The sequence below is a fragment of the Altererythrobacter sp. Root672 genome, from assembly GCF_001427865.1.
Lineage (GTDB): Bacteria > Pseudomonadota > Alphaproteobacteria > Sphingomonadales > Sphingomonadaceae > Croceibacterium_A.
Map to the genome: position 1 here is coordinate 387,932 of NZ_LMHH01000003.1, position 20,035 is coordinate 407,966.

Below are 20,035 nucleotides of genomic sequence, written 5' to 3' on the forward strand. Positions count from 1 at the left end.
CAATGGCTTTTCGTCGAGTGCAATGCCCGCCCACTTCCCCCATCCACGGGGGTGACGAACAGAGTGGCGCGGGAGGCGCTTCTGGCGGGATTGCAGTTCGAGGACAACGCGAACGGAGCAAGCGAAAAAAGATTATTCTGCCCCCGTGTCTCTTGGGGCAATCGTCCCTATCTAACGGCGATGCCTTTTCCCAACTTACCGGCCGTTCTCGGCGAAGCTTTAGTCGCGCGCGGCTATTCCGATCCCACCCCCGTGCAAGCCGCGGTGCTCGAGCCTGAGGCGGCGGGGCGCGATCTTGTCGTTTCCGCGCAGACCGGCTCGGGCAAAACCGTCGCTTTCGGCATCGCCATGGCGCCCGATTTGCTGCGGCCCGATGGCATGGCCGAATTCGGCACCAGCCCTCTGGCGCTGGTCATTGCCCCGACGCGAGAACTGGCGCTGCAAGTCAGCCGCGAACTCGTCTGGCTCTACGGCAAGTCCGGGATGCGGGTGGCGACTTGTGTCGGCGGCATGGACCCGTCGAAGGAACGGCGCTCGTTGCGTGACGGACCGCAAGTCGTGGTGGGCACTCCTGGCCGTTTGCGCGACCACCTGGAGCGCGGCGCGCTCGACCTCGCTTCCCTGCGGACGGTCGTGCTCGATGAAGCCGACGAGATGCTCGACATGGGCTTCCGTGAAGACCTCGAGGAAATCCTCGACGCGACGCCCGAAGCCCGTCGCACCCTACTGTTCTCTGCCACCATGCCGGCGCCGATCACCCGGCTTGCCCAGCGCTACCAGCGCGATGCCTTGCGCATCTCCACCGTCAGCGAAGGCCGCGGACACGGCGATATCGCCTACCAGGCGGTCACCGTCTCGCCGTCCGAGATCGAGAATGCGGTGGTCAACCTGCTGCGCTTCCATGAAGCCGAGACCGCGATGCTGTTCTGCGCCACGCGCGAGAACGTCCGCCGGCTTCACGCCACCTTGCAAGAGCGCGGCTTTGCGGTCGTGGCGCTGTCGGGCGAACATTCGCAGTCGGAGCGTAACCAGGCCCTCCAGGCCCTGCGCGACCGGCGCGCCCGCGTCTGCGTCGCAACCGACGTGGCGGCACGCGGCATCGACCTTCCGACGCTGAGCCTGGTGATCCACGTCGAGATCCCGCGCGATGCCGAGACCTTGCAGCACCGTTCGGGCCGTACCGGCCGGGCGGGCAAGAAGGGCACGGCGGTTCTCGTGGTGCCCTATCCGCGCCGCAAGCGGGTGGAATCGATGTTGCGCGGTGCAAAGGTCAATGCCGAGTGGATCGATCCGCCGACAGCCGAAGCCATTCGCCACAATGATCGTCAGCGGCTGATCGACGCGCTGCTCGAACCGGTCGAGTTCGACGAAGAGGATCGCGAGCTGGCTGCGCGCCTGCTGGCCGAGCGGAGCCCTGAAGATATTGCCGCCGCGCTGGTACGCGCCCATCGCGCTGCCTTGCCGCAGGCCGAAGAGCTGATCGCCAACACGCCCGAAGCGCGCCAGGCCGATAAGCAGGACCGCCATCGTGCGGGCTTCGAGGACGTGGTCTGGTTCCGCATGGACATCGGCCGCAGCCAGAATGCCGATCCGCGCTGGATCCTGCCGCTGCTTTGCCGTCGTGGGCATATCACTCGCAACGAGATCGGCGCGATCCGCATCACCGCGAACGAGACCCATTTCCAGGTCCCGCGGGCGATCGCCGACAAGTTCTCGTCAGCCCTTGCCCGCACAGCCGGAACCGAGGACGGCGGCGACGTCACCATCGAGAAATCGAACGACACACCGCGCGAGGCGGCTCGCGAGCATCGCAAGGGTGCCAGGACGCACGAACGGCCCGGTCACGCCGGACCCCCGCGCAAAGGCCCGCCAGGAGCGGCGCGCAAAGGTGCCCGTCCGGGAAATGAGGCCAAGCCGCGGTCGACCGATTCGGCCCATGGGGCGAAGAAGCCCTGGCAGAAGAAGCCTCACCGCAAGAATCGCGGACCTGCAGAGTAGGACTGTGAGCAGCTTGGTCGGCACCGACGTCTGACCAAGCTGCCCAGTTATGGGCGAATCGCTTCCTCGCCCGGCGCAAATCATTGCGACGAACGGGTGCCCGAAGGCGAAAATCGATTTCTTCAGGATGACTGGTGCGGTCGAGAAGACTCGAACTTCCACGGGCTTTCGCCCACAACGACCTCAACGTTGCGCGTCTACCAATTCCGCCACGACCGCATAATCGACAAGGGCCAGAAGTCGGCCCTCGCGGGGTAGGTGCGGGCCCTTAGCAAAGCGACCATACCCCTGCAAGCCGCGGGCAATAACATTCTTCACCGCTGCCGTTCTTGTTCAGGAACGGCCTTGGCAGGTGAGTGTTGGGTTAATGGTCTATCAACCATACAAGATGAGCATTTCGGCGCTCTTGCTGGCCGCGGCCGCCACGGTCGTGGTGCCCTCGCCCCCCGAAACATCGGGGGCAAAGGTCGTGCAAGCGCAAGCGCGGGCCGTCATTCTGGAGCCGGTAATCGTGCGCCAGGACCGCGGCATCGACGAAACGCGAAAAGACGCTCCGCAGTCACAGCGCACCAGCCGCGAGGGCAAAGTCTTCTACGAGTTCCAGTAACGCGCACCTGACGGCGGCGAGTTAGGTGGGCTTCCAGCCGATCTCTGCCACGCGGGCGGAGCGGGGGACGTCGGTCACCGCTTCGTTCACGGTCACGCTTTCGCCGGGCGCCAGGCTGCGCTTGGGCGGCTGGACTTCCCAGCTGTAGACGATCCGTTCGCGGGCATCGCGCAGCACGATCAGGATCGGCGGCACGTCTTCTGTCCGGCCACCGACATTGGTGATCGTTCCGCTCGCGCCGAAATACTCGGTGCCGTTCGGGGTCTGGCGGCGTTCCTGACGGTCGGCCGGGAAGTCCAGTTGCAGGTCTGTCCGGTTATAGCCGAACGTCGGCTGGTTCACCGGGACCCAATCGGGAAGGCCCAAGTAGGAAACCGCAGCAGTGGCGCCCACGGCCAGAACCGCGAAGATCCCAGCGGCCCAGGTCCACGCGCGCAGCGGATTGCGCCTGCGCCTGAACGGCGGTGCCGAATCGAACTGCGAGATCGCTTCTTCAGAGTCCGCCGGCTCGCTAACGCGGGGCGCCTCGTAAGGCGGTGGGGGCGGAATGTCCTCGGCCTCGGGCTCCGCGAACGGGATATCCGCGACGTCTTCTTCGACTTCGGGCTCCGGCGGAGGCGGCGTGGTCACGAAGCGCGGACGTTCCGAGGCTGCGACCGGTTCGGGTTCGGGCTCCGGTTCTGGCGGCGGGGGCGGAGCGGGTTGCGCTACCTCGGCCTGCATCGGTTCCTGCTCTGCCAGCTCCAGAGCCGGCGGATCCTGGTACCAGCTGTGCCGGCACTTGGCGCAACGTACAGTGCGACCTTCAAGGCCAATCGCACTATCCGGCACCACATAGCGCGTCGTGCACGCAGGGCATGAAATAATCATTGCAGGGGAATCTTATGACTCTTGGCAACTGGCAACAAGGCGCACACCCTCAACTCAGCGCCTTGCGTGGCTTTTTTCCACATCGAACAGCAGCTATAGCCCCCCAAGCATGCTCATTTTCCTTCATCCGCACCGCTCCCGAGGCCGACCGTGAGCGCAGGGGAGGGGAGCATCGTCCAATTCGACAACGTCGGTTTGCGTTACGGCACCGAACGAGAGGTGCTGAGCGACATCGCGTTCACGCTCTATCCGGGCAGTTTTTACTTCCTCACCGGGGCCAGCGGTGCGGGCAAGACCTCGCTCCTCAAGCTGCTCTATCTGGCCCAGCGCCCTTCGCGCGGGGTCATCCGCATGTTTGGCACCGACGTGATTACCGTGCCGCGCAACCGGCTTCCGGACTTCCGCCGGCGCATCGGCGTGGTGTTCCAGGACTTCCGCCTGGTTCCCGACTTGTCGGCGTTCGACAACGTCGCCCTGCCACTGCGCGTTTCCGGCGTTCCGGAGAGCGAGATCCGCAAGCCGGTGGCAGACATGCTCCAGTGGGTCGGGCTCGAACAACGGGCTGACGCGCGGCCTGCCAGTCTTTCCGGCGGCGAGCAGCAGCGTGTCGCCATCGCCCGCGCCGTGATCGCCCGGCCGGAGATCCTCGTCGCCGACGAGCCGACGGGCAACGTCGATCCTGAGATGGCGGTGAAGCTCTTGCGCCTGTTCGAGGCGCTTAACCGCCTTGGCACCACCGTGGTGGTCGCAACACACGATGTTCATTTGCTGAAAAAGGTGCCGGACTCGCTCATCATGCGGCTCGATCGTGGGCGACTTTCCGATCCGACAGGCGCGCTGCGCTATCCCCCGCGGCGCGAGACGGTCGGTCAATGAAGGCGCTGCGAATGGCCGCGAGCGATCGGCTCTTGCCGCAGGCGCGGATCGCCGGGCCGATGCCGTGGGTCATCGCGATCATGATCGCCCTCACGGTGATCGCCGCGGGTGCGGGCCTGGGCTTGCGCAATCTCACCCAGAGCGCGCGGAGCGAGATCGCCGGCGGCCTCACGGTGCAGATTGTCGAAGGCCGTCCAGCAGAGCGCGAACGGCAGGCGCTGGTCGTCATCTCGCTGCTGGACGACCTCGATGACGTTGCGGAATTTCGCCGCGTGCCGGACGAGGAGCTCAATGCCCTGCTCGAACCGTGGCTCGGCCCACAGGCAGCATCGGCGGAAGACGCGCTGCCGGTTCCGGCGATGATCGACGTGAAGCTCTCCGGACCCATGACCGACAAGCGGCTTGAGGGTTTGCGGACCATGATCATAGCCTCGGCCCCTTCCGCGCGGGTCGACGCGCAGGCGCGCTGGCTGCAGCCGGTGTTCGACGCTGCTGCATCGCTGCAATGGCTTGCCGTGGGCCTGATCGTGCTGCTGGCGGGCACGAGTGCCGCAGCCGTGTGGCTGGCCGCGCGAAGTGCCCTTGGCAGCAACCACGAGACGATTGAGATCGTTCACCTACTCGGCGGCACTGACGCGCAGATCGCGCGCATCTTCCAGCGCTCGGTCGCGTTCGACGCGGCATTGGGCGGCCTTGCCGGCCTCGCGCTGGGTCTCACCGCAGTCCTGTTGCTGGGCAAGCAGTTCGCGGCACTGGGTTCAGGAATGGTCGCGGGCGGCGGGCTTGGGCCGGTCGATTGGATGATTCTCGCATCCATTCCGGTGATAGGCGTGGTCCTTGCGGTCCTGACCGCTCGCCTGACGGTGCTGGCTGTGCTGAGGCAAATCCTGTGATTCGTCGTTTTCTTTCATCGCTCTTCGTCTTGTGGGTCCTGGGATTCCTGTGGTTCGCTGTCGCCCTGCCGCAACCTGCGGGCAAGCAGAAGACCGACGCGATCGTCGTGCCGACCGGCGCCGGCGGCCGCATCCCGCGTGGGCTGGCGTTGCTGCGTTCGGGAGAGGCGCCAAAGATGCTCGTCACCGGGGTCTATAGCGATGTGAAACCCCGCGAGTTCGAGGTCGAATACGGCGTGTCGCCGGAGTTGATGGACTGCTGCGTGACGCTAGGGTTCGCCGCGCTCGACACCCGCGGTAACGCTCGCGAGACTGCCGAGTGGATCGCGGAGCAGAAGGTCCGCAGCCTGCGCCTGGTGACGTCCGACTGGCACATGCGCCGCGCCTCGCTGGAGCTGCAGAGTGCGTTGCCCGACGGCATCGAGATCTTGCGCGATGCCGTCCCGTCCAAGCCGTCGCTCTCGATGCTGTTCCTGGAGTATCACAAGTTCCTAGCTGCCTGGGTGGTCCAGGCCCTTCCGGGTTAAGGCGATGAACGTGGTGCGAAGCCTGCTGTTCTACCTCGCGTTCTACGCGGGAAGCTTCTTCTACGTCGGCATGTCGGCTCTCGTGGCGATGGTCGCGCCGAGCCGCGTGCGCCCATTCCCCGACGCCTGGTCCAGATACCACCGGGCCTGCACCAGGGTACTGTTGGGGATCAAGGTCGTTGAGATCGGACACAGGCCTGACGGCCCCGCGCTTTTCGCGATCAAGCACGAGAGTTTCTTCGAGGCGATCGACCTGCCCAACTTGCTCGATTACCCCGTGCCGTTCGGCAAGCAGGAGCTGTTCGAGATTCCCGGCTGGGGCCGGGCCGCGCGCGCTTACGGCTCGGTTGAGGTCCGGCGGGACCAGGGGGCCAAGGCACTCCGCGCGATGATGACCGACGCGCGTAAATTCATAGCGAGCGGCCGCCCGCTGGTGATCTTTCCCGAAGGCACCCGCGTGCCCCACGGAACGCGACCGCCGCTCCAGGCGGGCTTTGCCGGGATCTACAAGCTGATCGGGCTGCCGGTCGTGCCGGTGGCAGTAAACAGCGGGCCGCTATACCATCGCCTGTGGAAGCGATCCGGCACGATCACCCTGCAGTTCGGAGAGGTGATCGAGCCAGGACTACCGCGCGAGGAAATCGAGGTGCGTGTCCATGCGGCGATCAACGCGCTGAACTCTTGATGGGTTGAGCTTTGCTGGCCGGCGGCGCTCGAGTTTGCGCAGGCTTGCCAGTCCCATGCCATTCGGGCGAATAAGGGCCGTCACCCGAACCGATATCGGGGGCGGGGAGGGGCCATGGTCAAGGGGACGTTTCGCTTCCTAATCGCGCTGGCGTTCGCACTGGGCGCCAATCCCGCTTCGGCGCAGAAGTTTGCCGAGCTCGCGCGAACTCCGCCGATGGGGTGGAACAGCTGGAACCATTATGGCTGCGAGATCGATGAGACGCTCATTCGTCGGACGGCCGATGCGCTGGTCGCCAACGGCATGCGCGACGCGGGCTACGTCTACGTCAACATCGACGATTGCTGGCAGGGTGAGCGGGACGCAAACGGCTTCCTGCAGCCGGACGCCCGGCGATTTCCCTCCGGCATCAAGGCGCTGGCCGACTACGTCCATGCCCGCGGGCTCAAGCTGGGCATCTACTCGGACGCCGGATCGAAGACCTGCGGGGGCAGGGCCGGAAGTCAGGGCCACGAATTCCAGGACGCGCTCCAGTTCGCGCGATGGGAAGTCGATTACCTGAAGTACGATTGGTGCAATACCGGCACTGGCCCGGCGCAGCGCAACCCTCGCGAAGCCTATGCGACGATGCGCGATGCTATCCGCGCGGCCGGGCGTCCGATCGTGTTCTCGATCTGCGAGTGGGGAGAGAACAAGCCCTGGGAATGGGCCGGGGAGATCGGGCACCTGTGGCGCACCACGGGTGACATCGTGAATTGCTGGAACTGCGAGCTAGGACACGGCAGCTGGACCAGCTGGGGCATTCTCAACATTCTCGACAAGCAGGCCGGTCTGCGAAAGTACGCGGGCCCGGGCGGCTGGAACGATCCGGACATGATGGAAGTCGGCAACCTTCCGAGCCTGGCCGAGAACCGCTCGCACTTCGCGATGTGGACGATGCTTGCCGCGCCGCTCATCGCCGGGACCGACATTGTCTCGATGAAGCCGGAGATCGCGGCGATCCTGACCAACCCGCGGCTGGTCGCGATCAGCCAGGATCCGCTCGGTATCCAAGGCTTTGCCTGGCATCGCACGCCCGAACTCGAAGTCTGGGCGAGACCGCTTGCCGACGACAAATGGGCGATCGCCGTCCTCAACCGCTCCGACGTCCAGCGCACTCACCGGATCGATTTTGCCGGCGAACCGCTATCGGACGATCTCAATCAGAAGTTCGCCAAGATCGGCGAGCGTCACTACGCGATCACCGACCAGTGGACCGGCCAACCGCGCGGCACGACACCGCAGCCGTTGGACGTGACCGTCGATGCCCGGGACACGGCGGTGTTCCTGCTCACGCCCGAGGGGTGAGCGATCCGTCCGTCAGTCGTGATCCTTGCGTCCGAAGTCGGGCCGGGCATCGTCCTGGCCGATCGCGACGATCGAGCGGCGGATAGAGCGGGTTCGGGCGAACAGCTCGAACATGGTTTCCCCGTCGCCTGCGCGGATCGCTTCTCGCATCAAGGCGAGGTCGGTCAGGAACCGGTCGAGCATTTCCAGCACTGCATCGCGGTTCTGCAGGAACACGTCGCGCCACATGGTAGGGTCCGACGCGGCAATACGGGTGAAGTCGCGGAAGCCGCCAGCGGAGTACTTGATCACCTCTCCGCGCGTCACCTGTTCGAGGTCGGAAGCGGTGCCGACGATGGTGTAGGCGATGAGGTGGGGGATGTGGCTGGTGACGGCGAGCACCATGTCGTGGTGTTCGGCATCCATGGCGTCGACCATGGCGCCAAGCGCTTTCCAGAACTCGATCAGCGCGCTGACTTGCTCCGGATCCGCACTGGCCGGCGGAGTGAGGATGCACCAGCGGTGGTGGAACAGGCTGGCGAAACCGGCGTCCGGGCCGGAGTGCTCGGTGCCCGCGACCGGATGCGCGGGAATGATCGCATGGTTGGGCAGGGCCTCGGACAGGGCCTTGGCGACGGTCCGCTTGGACGATCCGACGTCGCTCACTAGCGCATCTGTCCGCAGCGCCGCGGAAATCTCGCGCGCGACTTCCGTCATTGCGCCAACCGGTACACAGAGAATGACGAGGTCCGCCTCTGCAACCGCATCGCTCGCGGTTTCGCAGATCGTGCCGGCCAGCCCACGCTCCCTGGCGCGCTGGCGCACCGCGGGATCGATGTCGTAGCCCGTGGTGGTCACGCCGGGCAGGTGCTGCGCGACCGCGAGGCCGATCGAGCCGCCGAGCAAGCCAAGGCCGATAATGGCAACGCGTTCGAACTTCACTGCGTGTTCTCCGCCAGCGTGCGGAGCACATCGGCCACTTCGTCCATCTGTGCCTCGGTCCCGATCGTGATACGCAAAGCCTGCGGCAGGCCCTGGCCCGGCAGATGACGCACGGCATAGCCGGCATCGTTCAGCCCGTTGAGCGCCGTTTCGGCCGTCAACGCACCTTCGAACAGGATGAGCACGAAATTCGCCTCGCTGGGAAGCGGACGCAGTCCGAAGTTGCCGAGCGCTTCCAGCGCGGCGACGAACTTGGCCCGGACGCGCGTGTTGGAATCGCGCGACGAGACGACGAAGCCCTGGTCTCCCACAGCCGCGAGGGCCGCCTGTTGCCCGGCAAGGTTCACGTTGAACGGTCCGCGAATGCGGTTGAGCGCAGCAATGAGGGCCGGCGCACCGGTGGCCCAGCCGATCCGCTCTCCGGCAAGACCGTAAGCCTTGGAGAAAGTGCGCATGACCAGAACATTGTCGTGCGTGTTAGCCAGCGCCACGCCGCCATCGTCGTCTTCCGGCGCGACATATTCGGCGTAAGCCTGGTCGATCACCAGCAGCACATGGCCCGGCAGGCCAGCGTGCAGCCGCGCAAGCTCTGCCCGCGACATATAGCTGCCGGTGGGATTGTTCGGATTGGCGACGAAGACCACCCGCGTCCGCTCTGTCACGCAGGCGAGCAGGGTGTCGACATCGGTCCCGTAATCGGCGTCCGGCGCTTCGACCGGCGTTGCTCCGCACCGCCGCGCCGCGATCTCGTAGAGCGAGAAGCCGTAACGTACGTAAAGCACTTCGTCCCCAGGGCCTGCGAAGGCACTGGCGGCCACGGTGAGCAATTCGCCCGAGCCCGTGCCGCAGACGATCCGCGCCGGATCCACACCGTGCAGCGCGCCGAGCGCGTCACGCAGTTCCGTCGAATCGGGATCGGGATAACGATCAGGCCCCGGCGCTGCGGCGCGTGCCTTCAGCGCGGCCTCGCTGGTGCCGAGCGGGTTCTCGTTGGCGGACAGCTTGACGAGCTTGCGCCCGTCAGCGGCCTTGCTCTTGCCGGGCACGTAGGCATGGATTGCCTCGATCCACGGCTTCATTGCCGGTCGGGAAATAGGAGCCCCTTCGTTCACCGCCGCGCGCATAGCCGCAAGCAGCAGCAATTGACAGCCCGCTTGGGCTATCCCATCCCCCACCAAGCGTGGCCACAGTTCTTTCATCCACAAGCAGCACCGTCCTGCTCGACAAGCCGCTCCAACTCGACAGCGGGCAGGCGCTCGATCGCGTGACGATCGCGTATGAGACTTACGGCGAACTTGCGCCGGACAAGTCGAACGCGATTCTCGTGCATCATGCGCTGACCGGCGACCAGCACGTGGCCAGTCCGCACCCCATCACCGGCAAGCCCGGCTGGTGGGATCGTATGATCGGGCCCGGCAAGCCGATCGACACCAACCGCTTCTTCGTGATCTGCGCCAATGTGATCGGCAGCTGCATGGGCTCGACCGGCCCGGCGAGCGAGGCTGCAGACGGCGGGCGCTATGGCATGCGCTTCCCGGTTATCACCATCCGCGACATGGTCCGCGCCCAGGTGGCGCTGCTCGACGCGCTCGGGATCGGGCAGCTTCATGCCGTGGTCGGCGGTTCGATGGGTGGGATGCAGGCGTTGAGCCTGGCCGCCAATTTCCCCGAGCGGGCCGCGCGCGTGCTCGCCATTGCCACCACGCCGCGCCACTCGGCCCAAAACATCGCTTTCCACGAAGTCGGTCGGCAGGCGATCATGGCCGATCCGAACTGGCAGGGTGGCGACTATTACGATTCGGGCAGCACGCCCGACAAAGGCCTCGCCGTGGCGCGCATGGCGGCGCACATCACATACCTTTCGGAAGCCGGGCTGACCGGCAAATTCGGCCGCCGCTTGCAGGATCGGGAAGCGAAGAGCTTCGGCTTCGACGCGGACTTCCAGGTCGAAAGCTACCTGCGTTACCAGGGGCTCGCCTTCACCGACCGGTTCGATGCCAACAGCTATCTCTATATCACCCGGGCGATGGACTACTTCGACCTGGCCGAAGAGCATGGCGGTCGCCTCGCCGATGCCTTTGCCGGGACGCCAGCTCGCTTCTGCGTGGTGAGCTTCGATACCGACTGGCTCTACCCCACGGCCGAATCGCGGGCGATCGTTCACGCGCTCAACGCCGTCGCGGCGCCGGTCAGCTTCGTCGAGCTTTCAGCGCCCTATGGCCACGACAGCTTCCTGCTCGAAGTGCCCTCGCTCGACCGGGTAATCACAGGGTTCCTCAATGGCTGAGCTGCGCCCTGACCTTGCCGTCATCGCCAACCACGTCGCTCCCGGTAGCCGGGCGCTCGACGTCGGCTGCGGCGACGGCGAGCTGATGGCCGTCCTGCGCGACAAGCAAGGCGTCGACGCCCGCGGGATGGAGATCGATCCCGAGGCGGTCGAACGCTGCGTCGCGCGCGGCCTCTCGGTGATCCAGGGGGATGCCGACCGCGATCTCGCCGACTACCCGGACGACGCGTTCGACTACGCGATCCTGAGCCAGACGCTACAGACCGCCGCGCGTCCCGACCTGATGCTGGAGCAGCTGTTGCGCGTCGGCCGTCGAGCCTTCGTCAGCTTCCCCAATTTCGCGCACTGGCGCATGCGCGCGTTCTTGCTGTGGCATGGCCGCATGCCGGTGACGCGCCACTTACCGGTGAGCTGGTACGAGACGCAGAACATCCACCACGTCACCGTGACCGACTTCGACAAGCTGCTCGCCGACAAGGGCGTGAAGACCGAGCGGAGCTGGTTCTTCAGTGGAGACACGGAACTGACGTCTGTCGGCGCAAATTGGCGGGCGGAATACGCGGTCTACCTGCTGAGCCGGTGATTAGTTCACTTCAGAACGCGATCTCGCCCACGAAGTAGCTGATCGAGATCGTCACCACGCCGATGACCAGCGTGCGCAGGATGTTCTTGCCCACCTTCATATGTCCGGCCCGTGCGCCGACGATCGAGGTCACGACAAGCGAAGCCAGCACAGCGAAGACGATCAACCGGGTCTCGATCGCCACGGGCAGGAGGAAGGTCAGCGCCAGCGGAATCGCCGCGCCGAGCAGGTAGGCGAGGGCCGCGGTTATGCCGGTCAGCCAGACTTCGGCGGCCGAAGTGAGCTTGAGGATGCCGTGCCCGCTTTCCAGCGCCGCTTTAATTGGCGAGCGGGCCATGAGTTCGACCGCGACCTGGTGTGCGAGATCACGGCTCAGGCCTTTTGATCTGTAATAGTGAAACACCTCGGTCTGCTCGATCTCTCGCTGCTGTTCGACGTCGGCTATTTCCTCGGCCACGGCGTTGAGCTGTGCTTCCCGATCGGCAGCGGCTTCGGACCACTCCGCACCTCCCGCACAAAGCATGCCGGCCACGGTCGCGGCCGTGGCGGCCATCAGCAGGGTCCGGTCGCCGGCACCAGCGCCGGCGAAGCCCAGCAGGATGCCGCCGGTCGCCACGATCCCGTCACGGGCGGCAAGGCTCCAGGTGCGGCGGGACTTGGGATCACCGAGATATTGGCGCATCTCGCGGAGGAGAGTTTTGCGCGCCATGTCCGACCCGCGCGGCCTACTCTGTCCTGACCGGGCCGAGCGCGCCGGCGTTGACCTGCAACACGCTGTCGTCGCGGGCCAGCGACCAAAGGCTGAGGCCTGCTTGGCGGGCTCGATCGACTGCCATGCTGGTCGGGAGCGAGACCGTGACGAGGCGGGTTGCCCCGGCGCGGACTGCTTTCTCGACGATCTCGTAGGAACAGCGAGCGGTCGAAAGGATGAAGCCTTCGGCCGGATCCTGATCACTGGCTGCGAGGGCGCCGATGAGTTTGTCGAGCGCGTTGTGGCGGCCGACGTCCTCGCGGGCGTGGAGGATCAGGCCTTCGGGCGAGGCCAATGCTGCGGCGTGGGCGGCGCCGGTCTTGCGGCCGAGTGGCTGGAAGTCGCGTAGCGCGGCGAGGGCGGCGAAGATGGCGCCTTCGGCCAGGGCTTCGTGGGTAGGGACGGGTGGCAGCGGGCGGGCGACGGCCTCTAGGTTCTCGATGCCGCACAGGCCGCAGGAGCTTTCGGCCACGCGGGTACGGACGCGGTCGGTGAGTTGTTCGATGCCGAGGCCCGAAAGAGCGGCGCGGACGATCCAGCCCTTTTCGACTTCAGCAACGCTGATGTCGGTCAGGTCGGAGGGCTGCTTGGCCAGGCCTTCGGTGAGGGCGAAGCCGAGGGCGAAATCCTCGAGGTCCTGCGGCGTGGCCATCATCACGGCGTAGCTGAGGCCGTTGAACTCAAGCGCGACGGGGGCTTCGGGCACCCACTCGCGGGAAGCAGGGCGGCTGGTGCCGTCGGGGCGGATTTCGAGCGGTGTGCTCAATTCACCCATCCGCAAGCGGGAGGGAAGAAGGGCGCTCACCCCGCGTCGGAATGGCCAACCTCGTCGACCCGGTTGAACTCGGTGCCGCCCGATTGCGGCGTGGGGGTCACGCCCGACGCGAGCAGGTCGATCGCCGCCGTCGCAATCGGCGAAAGGTCGGTGCGATTGTCGGCGAAGATCTGCGCCTTCATGCGCGGATCCCAGAACTTCTTGATGTGATCCGCGGTGGCCAGAACGGCGCTGTCGGCGCCGATCGAGGCGTAGTTGAGCCCGATCTGGTTAGCCATGCGCCGCAGTTTGACGATCGTGCCTTCGCTCATTCGGCCGGCTCCGCCTGGACGATACGGCGCGAGCGTTCGGCTTGCTCGTTATAGTCTTCCTGCCATTCGGACGGACCGTTGGACGGCATGATCTGCACCGCGGTCACCTTGTACTCAGGACAGTTGGTGGCCCAGTCGGAGAAGTCGGTGGTGACCACGTTGGCCTGCGTCGCCGGGTGGTGGAACGTGGTGTAGACCACGCCCGGCGCCACGCGGTCGGTGACGAGGACGCGCAAAGTGGTCTCGCCCGAGCGGCTGGTGAGCTTGGCCCAGTCGTCGGTCTTGAGACCGCGGTTCTCGGCATCGCTCGGGTGCATTTCGAGCAAGTCTTCCTGGTGCCACAGCACGTTGTCGGTGCGCCGTGTCTGCGCGCCGACGTTGTACTGGCTGAGGATGCGGCCGGTGGTCAGCAGCAGCGGGAAGCGCGGGCCGGTCTTCTCGTCGGTCGGCACGTATTCGGTGACCACGAACTTGCCCTTGCCGCGCACGAAGCCGTCGACGTGCATGATCGGCGCGCCTTCGGGGAACTTCTCGTTGACCGGCCACTGCAGCGAGCCTTCACGGTCGAGGCGGTCCCACGACACGCCGGCAAAGGTCGGCGTGAGGCGGGCGATCTCGTCGAGGATCTGGCTCGGGTGGGTGTAGGTCCAGTTCAGGTCCATCGCGTTGGCGAGCAGCTGGGTCACTTCCCAGTCGCCGTAGCCGTTGAGCGGCTCCATCACCTTGCGCACCGGCTGGATGCGGCGTTCGGCGTTGGTGAAGGTGCCGTCCTTCTCGAGGAAGGTCGAACCCGGCAGGAAGATGTGCGCGTAGTTCGCGGTTTCGTTGAGGAACAGGTCGTGGACGATCACGCAGTCCATCGCGGCAAGGCCGGCGGCGACGTGCTTGGTGTCCGGGTCGGACTGCAGGATGTCCTCACCCTGGATGTAGATCGCGCGGAAGCTGCCATCGACGGCGGCGTCGAGCATGTTGGGAATGCGCAGGCCCGGTTCCGGATCGAGCGTCACGCCCCAATCGTCCTCGAACAGCTTGCGCGTCGCGGCGTCGGAGATGTGGCGGTAGCCGGACAGCTCGTGCGGGAAGCTGCCCATGTCGCAGCTGCCTTGCACGTTGTTCTGCCCGCGCAGCGGGTTCACGCCCACGCCGCGGCGGCCGATGTTGCCGGTCGCCATCGCGAGGTTGGCGATCGCCATGACGGTCGAGGAACCCTGCGAGTGCTCGGTCACGCCGAGGCCGTAGTAGATCGCGCCGTTGCCGCCGGTGGCGAACAGGCGCGCGGCTTCGCGCAGGTCCTGCGCCGGAACGCGGGTGACGGCTTCGAGCGTTTCGGGGCTGTGGCGCTCGTCGGAGACGAAGCGGGCCCAATCCTGGTACTCGTCCCAGTCGCAGCGTTCGCGGATGAACTTCTCGTCGGCGAGGCCTTCGGTCACGATCACGTGCGCGAGGCTAGTCATGACGGCGACGTTGGTGCCCGGCTGCAGTGGCAGGTGATAGGCGGCCTCGATGTGCGGGCTGCGGACGAGGTCGATCCGGCGCGGGTCGATCACGATCAGCTTGGCGCCCTGGCGCAGGCGGCGCTTCATGCGGCTGCCGAACACCGGGTGGGCATCGGTCGGGTTGGCGCCGATCACCAGGATCACGTCCGAATCCATCACGGAATCGAAGTCCTGCGTGCCGGCGCTGGTGCCGAAGGTGGTCGACAGGCCGAACCCGGTCGGCGAGTGGCACACGCGGGCGCAAGTATCGACGTTGTTCGAGCCGAAACCGCCACGCACCAGCTTCTGCACGAGATAGGCTTCCTCGTTGGTGCAGCGGCTGGAGGTGATGCCGCCGAGCGCGCGGGCGCCCGATTCAGCCTTGATCTTGTTCAGGCGATCCGCGGTGTAGGTCATCGCCTCGTCCCAGCTGACTTCGCGCCAGGGCTGGTCGATGCTCTCGCGGATCATCGGGTTGAGGATGCGCTCGCGGTGGTTGGCGTAGCCATAGGCGAAGCGGCCCTTGACGCAGCTGTGGCCGCGGTTGGCCTTGCCGTCCTTCCACGGCACCATGCGCACGAGCTGTTCGCCGCGCATCTCGGCGCGGAAGGTGCAGCCGACGCCACAATAGGCGCACGTGGTGACCACGGCGCGCTCGGGCTTGCCGATCGCCTTGACGCTCTTTTCCTGCAGCGTCGCGGTCGGGCAGGCCTGCACGCAGGCGCCGCAGCTGACGCATTCGGAGCCGAGGAAGTTGTCTTCGACCTGTCCGGCGCTGACCTTGGAGCCAAACCCGCGCCCGTCGATCGTCAGCGCGAACGTACCCTGCACTTCGTCGCACGCGCGCACGCAGCGGCTGCAAACGATGCATTTGCTCGGGTCGAAATCGAAGTACGGGTTCGAGAAGTCGGTCGCGAGGCCGAGGTGGTTCTCACCTTCGAAGCCATAGCGCACATCGCGCAGGCCGACTTGCGCCGCCGCGTCCTGCAGCTCGCAGTCGTTGTTGGCGCTGCAGGTCAGGCAGTCGAGCGGGTGGTCGGAGATGTAGAGCTCCATCACGCCCTTGCGCAGCTTTTCGAGCCGCGGGGTCTGGGTGTGGACGTTCATTCCGGGCATGACCGGCGTGGTGCAGCTGGCGGGCGTGCCGCGCGCGCCGTCGATCTCGACCAGGCACAGGCGGCAGGAGCCGAACGCCTTCATGTTGTCGGTGGCGCAAAGCTTGGGGATCTGGCCACCGATCTCGGCCGCCGCGCGCATCACGCTGGTCCCGGCAGGCACCGTCACCTCACGCCCATCGATGGTGAGGCTCACCATCTCGTCGGACTTGACCTCGGGGGTGCCGAAGTCTTCCTGGCGTTCAAATCCCATCTTTTCGCTCCATCGCGGCGAGATCCGCCGGCGTATTAATATTAGCAGGTTTGGCGCTGATTTTCACGGCTGTTGCGCCAATGGCGCCTGCAAACGCAAGCATCGAATGCTTGGTGTCTGCCAGAAGCAACGTTTCAATCGCGTCAACGGCTCCCGCGGGCCAATGGCCGACGACCGGCTGGCTTTCCAGGTAAGCCGGGGCGGGGGACAGCAATTCGGGCAGATTCTCGGGCAAACCGAGCGAATCCACGCCCAAAGTCAGTACCGTATCGTAGCCTTCGTCACGCGCGAAATGGAGCGCCGCGGCAATGCCGGCGAGCGGGCCCATTTGCGGGTGTGGCCAGTCAGGGATGGTCGGGGCAGGGGCGGTTTCCCGTCCCACTACAACGACATACTCGCACCAACCGGACAACGTATCGACCGCCCGGGCGAGCAGGGTATGCCCGTCCAGTTCGGCCAGCGCCTTGTCGCTGCCGAAGCGGGTCGATTGCCCGCCAGCAAGGACGACGCCGAGGATCACTAGGCGTTGTTCCGATCGAGGACTTTTTCGCTCTCAGGCATAAAGTCTTCCGGCCAGTTCTTGAGCGCGCTGAGCACTGGGTAGGGTGTGAACCCCCCGAGCGCGCAAAGCGAGCCGAACTTCATCGTCTCGCACAAGTCGGCCAGCAGGCCGATGTCCTGTTCGGGCAAGCGGCCCTTCTTCGATGCGTTGTGCATGACCGGCAGCACTTCGACCGCGTCAGCCTTGCGTCCGCCTGCGCGGATGCGGTCGATCAGTTCGACCCCGCGGGTGGAACCGATGCGGCACGGGGTGCACTTGCCGCAGCTTTCGACTGCGCAGAATTCCATCGCGAACCGGGCCATCTGGCCCATGTCGGCGGTATCGTCGAACACGGTGATGCCGGCATGGCCGATCAGCGCGTCGGCCGCGGCATATTCCTCGTAGTCGAAGCGGATGTCGAACTGGTCGGGGTGGATATAGGCACCCAGCGGACCGCCGACCTGCACCGCCTTGACCGGACGGCCGCTCTCGGTGCCGCCGCCAATGTCGTAGATCAGCTCACGCAAGGTGATGCCGAACGCGGTTTCGAACAGGCCGCCGTGCTTGATGTTGCCGGCGAGCTGGATCGGCATGGTGCCCTTGGAGCGGCCGACGCCGAGCGCGACGTATTGGGCCGAGCCCCCTTCGGCGAGGATGTGCGGCACGGCGGACAGAGTCAGCACGTTGTTGACCACGGTCGGCTTTCCGAACAGCCCTTCGAGCGCCGGAAGCGGCGGCTTGGCGCGCACTTCGCCGCGCTTGCCTTCGAGCGAGTTGAGCAGCGAGGTTTCCTCACCGCAGACGTAAGCGCCCGCACCGGTGCGGACTTCGCAGCGGAACGGGGCGATGATGCCTTCGCACAGCTTCAGCGCTTCGGTCAGCTTGCGGATCGCGTCGGGGTATTCGCTGCGGCAGTAGATATAGCCCTGGTTGGCCCCGACGGCCTCACCGGCAATCGCCATGCCCTCGATCAGTGCGTAGGGGTCGCCTTCCATGACCATGCGGTCGGCAAAGGTGCCGCTGTCGCCTTCGTCGGCGTTGCAGACGATGTACTTCTGCGGACCGGCGGCGCCGGCCACGGTCTTCCACTTGATGCCGGCGGGGAAGCCCGCGCCGCCACGGCCGCGCAGGCCAGAAGCGAGCACTTCCTCGATGATCTCGGCCGAACCGATGTGGCGCGCACGGCGCAGCCCGGCCCAGCCGCCGGTTTCCTCGTAGTCGTCGAGGTTGGTCGGGCGGGTCTGCCCGGCGCGCGCGAAGGTCAGGCGCTGCTGGCGGGCGATGAAGGGCAGTTCGACGATTTCGCCAATGGCCTTGCTGCTCGATCCGTCGAGGATGGCGTCGACATCATCGAGCGTGGCCGGACCGAAGCCCATGCCCTCGATTTCGACCAGCGGTTCGAGCCAGTGCATGCCCCAGCTCGAAGTGCGGTGAACTTCGACGCCCTTCTTGGCGAATGCAGCAGCAAGCGCGTCGGCGCCCAGCGCCCGGGCCAGCGCGTCGTCGGAAATGCGGACGATACGGGTTTCGGACATCAGGCGTTCTCAATCACTTTGGCGAGGCTTGCGGCATCGAGCCGCGCATGGAGCGTGTCACCGACACGCGCGCTCGGCCCGGCGCTGCACAGGCCGAGGCAATAGACCGTCGAGAGCTTAACGCGCTCGCCGGCGGCCTGGTTTGCGGCGGCCATCAGGGTTTCGACGCCGCGGGCCTTGCAAGCTTCGGCGCGGCAGATCTGCACTACGGGGCGCGGATCGGCCTTCTCGTGGAAATCGTGGTAGAAACTGACCACGCCGTGCACTTCGGCGCGGCTCAGGTTGAGCGCGCCGGCGATAACGCGCTCGGCCTCGCCATCGACGCAGCCGAATTCGTGCTGCACGTCATGCAGGATCGGGAGCATCGGTCCCTCGCGGCCTGCGTGTTCGGCCACGATCTCCGCGACTCTCTGCTCTTTGGTACTCACTTGTTCAGCCTCTCCGCGTGCCAGGCGATATGCTCGTCCATGAAGGTCGAGATGAAGAAGTAGGAGTGGTCGTAACCCTCCTGCATCCTGATTTTGGCGGGCATATCGGCCTTGCGACATGCCTCGTCCAGTAATTGCGTCTTGAGTTGCGTATCGAGGAAGTTGTCTGCGGTGCCCTGGTCCACCAGCAAGTCCGGCAGACGCGCGCCCTGCTTGATGAGGGCGCAGGCGTCGTATTGCCGCCACGATGACATATCCTCGCCGAGATAGCCGCCGAGGGCCTTCTCGCCCCACGGGCAGTTCATCGGACTGACGATCGGCGAAAAGGCACTGGTCGAGCGGAACCGTCCGGGATTGCGCAAGCTGATGGTCAGCGCGCCGTGACCGCCCATCGAATGGCCAGTGATCCCTTGGCGGTCCATATCGACCGGGAACTCGGCACCGATGAGAGCGGGCAGTTCCTTCTCGATGTAGGAACGCATGCGGAAGTGCTTGGCCCACGGCTCCTGCGTGGCGTCGACGTAGAAGCCGGCGCCCTTGCCGAAATCGTAGGCCTCGTCGTCGGGCACGTCGTCACCGCGGGGCGAGGTGTCGGGGGCGACGAATACGATCCCGTGTTCGGCGCAGGCCCCGCGGTACTCGCCCTTTTCCATCACGTTGGCGTGGGTGCAGGTCAGGCCCGAGAGATACCACAGCACCGGAAGCTTCGCGCCCGGCGCATGGTCCGGCACGTAGACCGCAAAGGTCATGTCCGTGCCGGTCTCGCTGGAGGCATGGCGGTAAACGCCTTGCGTGCCGCCAAACGCGCGCGCGGTCGATACGACTTCCATGATTAGCGCCTTAGTCCGTTTCGCTCAGTGGCGCATGTGGAACGCGCAGACCTTGTTGCCGTCCGGATCGCGCAGATAGGCACCGTGCGACTGGTTCGGCGCGGCTGCGCGCGGGCCGGGGGCGCCTTCATCGACACCGCCAGCAGCCAGGCCGGCTTCGTACCACTTCACGATGGTCTCGTCGTCAGGGGCGGAGAAGCCGAGGGTGTGGCCATTCGAAACCGTCGCAGCTTCGCCGTCATAGGGCGGTGCGACGATGAAAGTGCCCTGCGGGCCGGCATAGATCAGGCGGCCAGCTTCGACCGGCGCGACGTTCTGGTAGCCCAGGACGCTCATGGTGGCGTCGTAGAACTGGCGGCTCTTCTCGATATCGTTCGAGCCGAGAAATACGTGGGTGAACATCGGCGACTCTCCTGTCGATTCTTAT

General features: G+C 65.8%; 21 protein-coding genes and 1 tRNA gene. 9 read left to right on the forward strand and 13 right to left on the reverse strand.

All coding sequences use genetic code 11. From position 1 onward, the window contains the following. Positions 1-180 precede the first annotated feature (180 nt). Positions 181-1,998, forward strand: a complete 1,818-nt coding sequence (locus ASD76_RS15815) for a DEAD/DEAH box helicase (protein ID WP_082553895.1) — start codon at positions 181-183, stop codon at positions 1,996-1,998. Positions 1,999-2,130: 132 nt separating this feature from the next. Here ASD76_RS15815 and ASD76_RS15820 read toward each other — a convergent pair. Continuing rightward, positions 2,131-2,217, reverse strand: a tRNA-Leu gene (locus ASD76_RS15820). Between the two features lie 148 nt (positions 2,218-2,365). Between ASD76_RS15820 and ASD76_RS15825 the strand changes: the two genes are divergently transcribed. Beyond that, positions 2,366-2,605 carry a hypothetical protein gene (locus ASD76_RS15825; RefSeq protein ID WP_055925291.1) on the forward strand — a complete coding sequence of 80 codons (240 nt, stop codon included), beginning with the start codon at positions 2,366-2,368 and terminating at the stop codon, positions 2,603-2,605. Positions 2,606-2,626: 21 nt separating this feature from the next. Here the strand turns inward: ASD76_RS15825 and ASD76_RS15830 are convergent, their stop codons facing one another. Then, on the reverse strand, positions 2,627-3,475 hold the full coding sequence (locus tag ASD76_RS15830) for an MJ0042-type zinc finger domain-containing protein (protein WP_055925294.1): 849 nt from the start codon (positions 3,473-3,475) through the stop codon (positions 2,627-2,629). Positions 3,476-3,625: 150 nt separating this feature from the next. Between ASD76_RS15830 and ftsE the strand changes: the two genes are divergently transcribed. From ftsE to ASD76_RS15855, 5 genes are all read left to right on the forward strand, one after another. Beyond that, the gene (gene ftsE, locus ASD76_RS15835) at positions 3,626-4,351 is read left to right on the forward strand and encodes a cell division ATP-binding protein FtsE (protein ID WP_055925297.1); all 726 of its coding nucleotides are present in this window, start codon (positions 3,626-3,628) and stop codon (positions 4,349-4,351) included. Between the two features lie 11 nt (positions 4,352-4,362). Beyond that, complete coding sequence (locus ASD76_RS15840) at positions 4,363-5,244, forward strand: cell division protein FtsX (protein ID WP_235506803.1); 882 nt, start codon at positions 4,363-4,365, stop codon at positions 5,242-5,244. Continuing rightward, positions 5,241-5,771, forward strand: coding sequence for a YdcF family protein (locus tag ASD76_RS15845; RefSeq protein ID WP_055925303.1), 531 nt, complete (start codon positions 5,241-5,243; stop codon positions 5,769-5,771). Before ASD76_RS15840 ends, ASD76_RS15845 begins: the two co-directional genes overlap by 4 nt. Positions 5,772-5,775: 4 nt before the next feature. Beyond that, positions 5,776-6,456: a lysophospholipid acyltransferase family protein gene (locus ASD76_RS15850; protein ID WP_055925308.1), complete on the forward strand. Its 681-nt coding sequence runs from the start codon at positions 5,776-5,778 to the stop codon at positions 6,454-6,456. 114 nt (positions 6,457-6,570) lie between these two features. After that, positions 6,571-7,803, forward strand: a complete 1,233-nt coding sequence (locus ASD76_RS15855) for a glycoside hydrolase family 27 protein (protein ID WP_055925311.1) — start codon at positions 6,571-6,573, stop codon at positions 7,801-7,803. A 12-nt stretch (positions 7,804-7,815) separates the two neighbouring features. Here the strand turns inward: ASD76_RS15855 and ASD76_RS15860 are convergent, their stop codons facing one another. Both ASD76_RS15860 and hisC read right to left on the reverse strand, forming a co-directional pair. Then, positions 7,816-8,724: a prephenate/arogenate dehydrogenase family protein gene (locus ASD76_RS15860; RefSeq protein ID WP_055925314.1), complete on the reverse strand. Its 909-nt coding sequence runs from the start codon at positions 8,722-8,724 to the stop codon at positions 7,816-7,818. After that, entirely contained in the window at positions 8,721-9,803 is a 1,083-nt protein-coding gene (hisC, locus tag ASD76_RS15865) for a histidinol-phosphate transaminase (protein ID WP_235506805.1), read from the reverse strand. The genes ASD76_RS15860 and hisC overlap by 4 nt, the downstream gene beginning before the upstream one ends. A gap of 101 nt (positions 9,804-9,904) precedes the next feature. Between hisC and metX the strand changes: the two genes are divergently transcribed. Together metX and metW are read left to right on the forward strand one after the other, a co-directional pair. Beyond that, complete coding sequence (gene metX, locus ASD76_RS15870) at positions 9,905-11,011, forward strand: homoserine O-acetyltransferase MetX (protein ID WP_055925321.1); 1,107 nt, start codon at positions 9,905-9,907, stop codon at positions 11,009-11,011. Next, positions 11,004-11,594 (forward strand): methionine biosynthesis protein MetW, encoded by a 591-nt coding sequence (gene metW, locus ASD76_RS15875; protein ID WP_055925324.1) that lies wholly within the window; start codon positions 11,004-11,006, stop codon positions 11,592-11,594. The genes metX and metW overlap by 8 nt, the downstream gene beginning before the upstream one ends. Before the next feature lie 10 nt (positions 11,595-11,604). Here metW and ASD76_RS15880 read toward each other — a convergent pair whose 3' ends face one another. Genes ASD76_RS15880 through ASD76_RS15920 form a run of 9 tightly spaced genes read right to left on the reverse strand, consistent with a single transcriptional unit; the run spans position 11,605 to position 20,010 of the window. Next, entirely contained in the window at positions 11,605-12,303 is a 699-nt protein-coding gene (locus ASD76_RS15880) for a VIT1/CCC1 transporter family protein (RefSeq protein WP_055925327.1), read from the reverse strand. Between the two features lie 16 nt (positions 12,304-12,319). After that, the gene (gene fdhD, locus ASD76_RS15885; protein WP_055925330.1) at positions 12,320-13,120 is read right to left on the reverse strand and encodes a formate dehydrogenase accessory sulfurtransferase FdhD; all 801 of its coding nucleotides are present in this window, start codon (positions 13,118-13,120) and stop codon (positions 12,320-12,322) included. 26 nt (positions 13,121-13,146) lie between these two features. Then, complete coding sequence (locus tag ASD76_RS18050; RefSeq protein WP_082553897.1) at positions 13,147-13,431, reverse strand: formate dehydrogenase subunit delta; 285 nt, start codon at positions 13,429-13,431, stop codon at positions 13,147-13,149. Next, complete coding sequence (fdhF, locus tag ASD76_RS15895; protein ID WP_055925331.1) at positions 13,428-16,274, reverse strand: formate dehydrogenase subunit alpha; 2,847 nt, start codon at positions 16,272-16,274, stop codon at positions 13,428-13,430. The genes ASD76_RS18050 and fdhF overlap by 4 nt, the downstream gene beginning before the upstream one ends. After that, positions 16,264-16,794, reverse strand: a complete 531-nt coding sequence (locus ASD76_RS15900; protein ID WP_055925334.1) for a molybdenum cofactor guanylyltransferase — start codon at positions 16,792-16,794, stop codon at positions 16,264-16,266. Before ASD76_RS15900 ends, fdhF begins: the two co-directional genes overlap by 11 nt. Next, the gene (locus ASD76_RS15905; protein WP_055925338.1) at positions 16,794-18,350 is read right to left on the reverse strand and encodes an NADH-ubiquinone oxidoreductase-F iron-sulfur binding region domain-containing protein; all 1,557 of its coding nucleotides are present in this window, start codon (positions 18,348-18,350) and stop codon (positions 16,794-16,796) included. The genes ASD76_RS15900 and ASD76_RS15905 overlap by 1 nt, the downstream gene beginning before the upstream one ends. Next, positions 18,350-18,778 carry an NAD(P)H-dependent oxidoreductase subunit E gene (locus ASD76_RS15910; RefSeq protein WP_200943137.1) on the reverse strand — a complete coding sequence of 143 codons (429 nt, stop codon included), beginning with the start codon at positions 18,776-18,778 and terminating at the stop codon, positions 18,350-18,352. Before ASD76_RS15910 ends, ASD76_RS15905 begins: the two co-directional genes overlap by 1 nt. Next, the gene (gene fghA, locus ASD76_RS15915; protein ID WP_055925342.1) at positions 18,775-19,608 is read right to left on the reverse strand and encodes an S-formylglutathione hydrolase; all 834 of its coding nucleotides are present in this window, start codon (positions 19,606-19,608) and stop codon (positions 18,775-18,777) included. The genes ASD76_RS15910 and fghA overlap by 4 nt, the downstream gene beginning before the upstream one ends. A gap of 24 nt (positions 19,609-19,632) precedes the next feature. Further along, positions 19,633-20,010, reverse strand: coding sequence for a VOC family protein (locus ASD76_RS15920; RefSeq protein ID WP_055925345.1), 378 nt, complete (start codon positions 20,008-20,010; stop codon positions 19,633-19,635). Between the last annotated feature and the right edge of the window lie 25 nt (positions 20,011-20,035).

What these genes read in the sequence shown, in the direction of transcription:
- ASD76_RS15815 (WP_082553895.1), top strand. Translation starts at nt 181, where the DNA reads ATGCCTTTTCCCAACTTACCGGCCGTTCTCGGCGAAGCTTTAGTCGCG.
- ASD76_RS15825 (WP_055925291.1), top strand. Translation starts at nt 2,366, where the DNA reads ATGGTCTATCAACCATACAAGATGAGCATTTCGGCGCTCTTGCTGGCC.
- ASD76_RS15830 (WP_055925294.1), bottom strand. Translation starts at nt 3,475, where the DNA reads ATGATTATTTCATGCCCTGCGTGCACGACGCGCTATGTGGTGCCGGAT.
- ASD76_RS15840 (WP_235506803.1), top strand. Translation starts at nt 4,363, where the DNA reads ATGGCCGCGAGCGATCGGCTCTTGCCGCAGGCGCGGATCGCCGGGCCG.
- ASD76_RS15850 (WP_055925308.1), top strand. Translation starts at nt 5,776, where the DNA reads ATGAACGTGGTGCGAAGCCTGCTGTTCTACCTCGCGTTCTACGCGGGA.
- ASD76_RS15855 (WP_055925311.1), top strand. Translation starts at nt 6,571, where the DNA reads ATGGTCAAGGGGACGTTTCGCTTCCTAATCGCGCTGGCGTTCGCACTG.
- hisC (WP_235506805.1), bottom strand. Translation starts at nt 9,803, where the DNA reads ATGAAGCCGTGGATCGAGGCAATCCATGCCTACGTGCCCGGCAAGAGC.
- metW (WP_055925324.1), top strand. Translation starts at nt 11,004, where the DNA reads ATGGCTGAGCTGCGCCCTGACCTTGCCGTCATCGCCAACCACGTCGCT.
- ASD76_RS15880 (WP_055925327.1), bottom strand. Translation starts at nt 12,303, where the DNA reads ATGGCGCGCAAAACTCTCCTCCGCGAGATGCGCCAATATCTCGGTGAT.
- fdhD (WP_055925330.1), bottom strand. Translation starts at nt 13,120, where the DNA reads ATGGGTGAATTGAGCACACCGCTCGAAATCCGCCCCGACGGCACCAGC.
- ASD76_RS18050 (WP_082553897.1), bottom strand. Translation starts at nt 13,431, where the DNA reads ATGAGCGAAGGCACGATCGTCAAACTGCGGCGCATGGCTAACCAGATC.
- fdhF (WP_055925331.1), bottom strand. Translation starts at nt 16,274, where the DNA reads ATGGGATTTGAACGCCAGGAAGACTTCGGCACCCCCGAGGTCAAGTCC.
- ASD76_RS15905 (WP_055925338.1), bottom strand. Translation starts at nt 18,350, where the DNA reads ATGTCCGAAACCCGTATCGTCCGCATTTCCGACGACGCGCTGGCCCGG.
- fghA (WP_055925342.1), bottom strand. Translation starts at nt 19,608, where the DNA reads ATGGAAGTCGTATCGACCGCGCGCGCGTTTGGCGGCACGCAAGGCGTT.
- ASD76_RS15920 (WP_055925345.1), bottom strand. Translation starts at nt 20,010, where the DNA reads ATGTTCACCCACGTATTTCTCGGCTCGAACGATATCGAGAAGAGCCGC.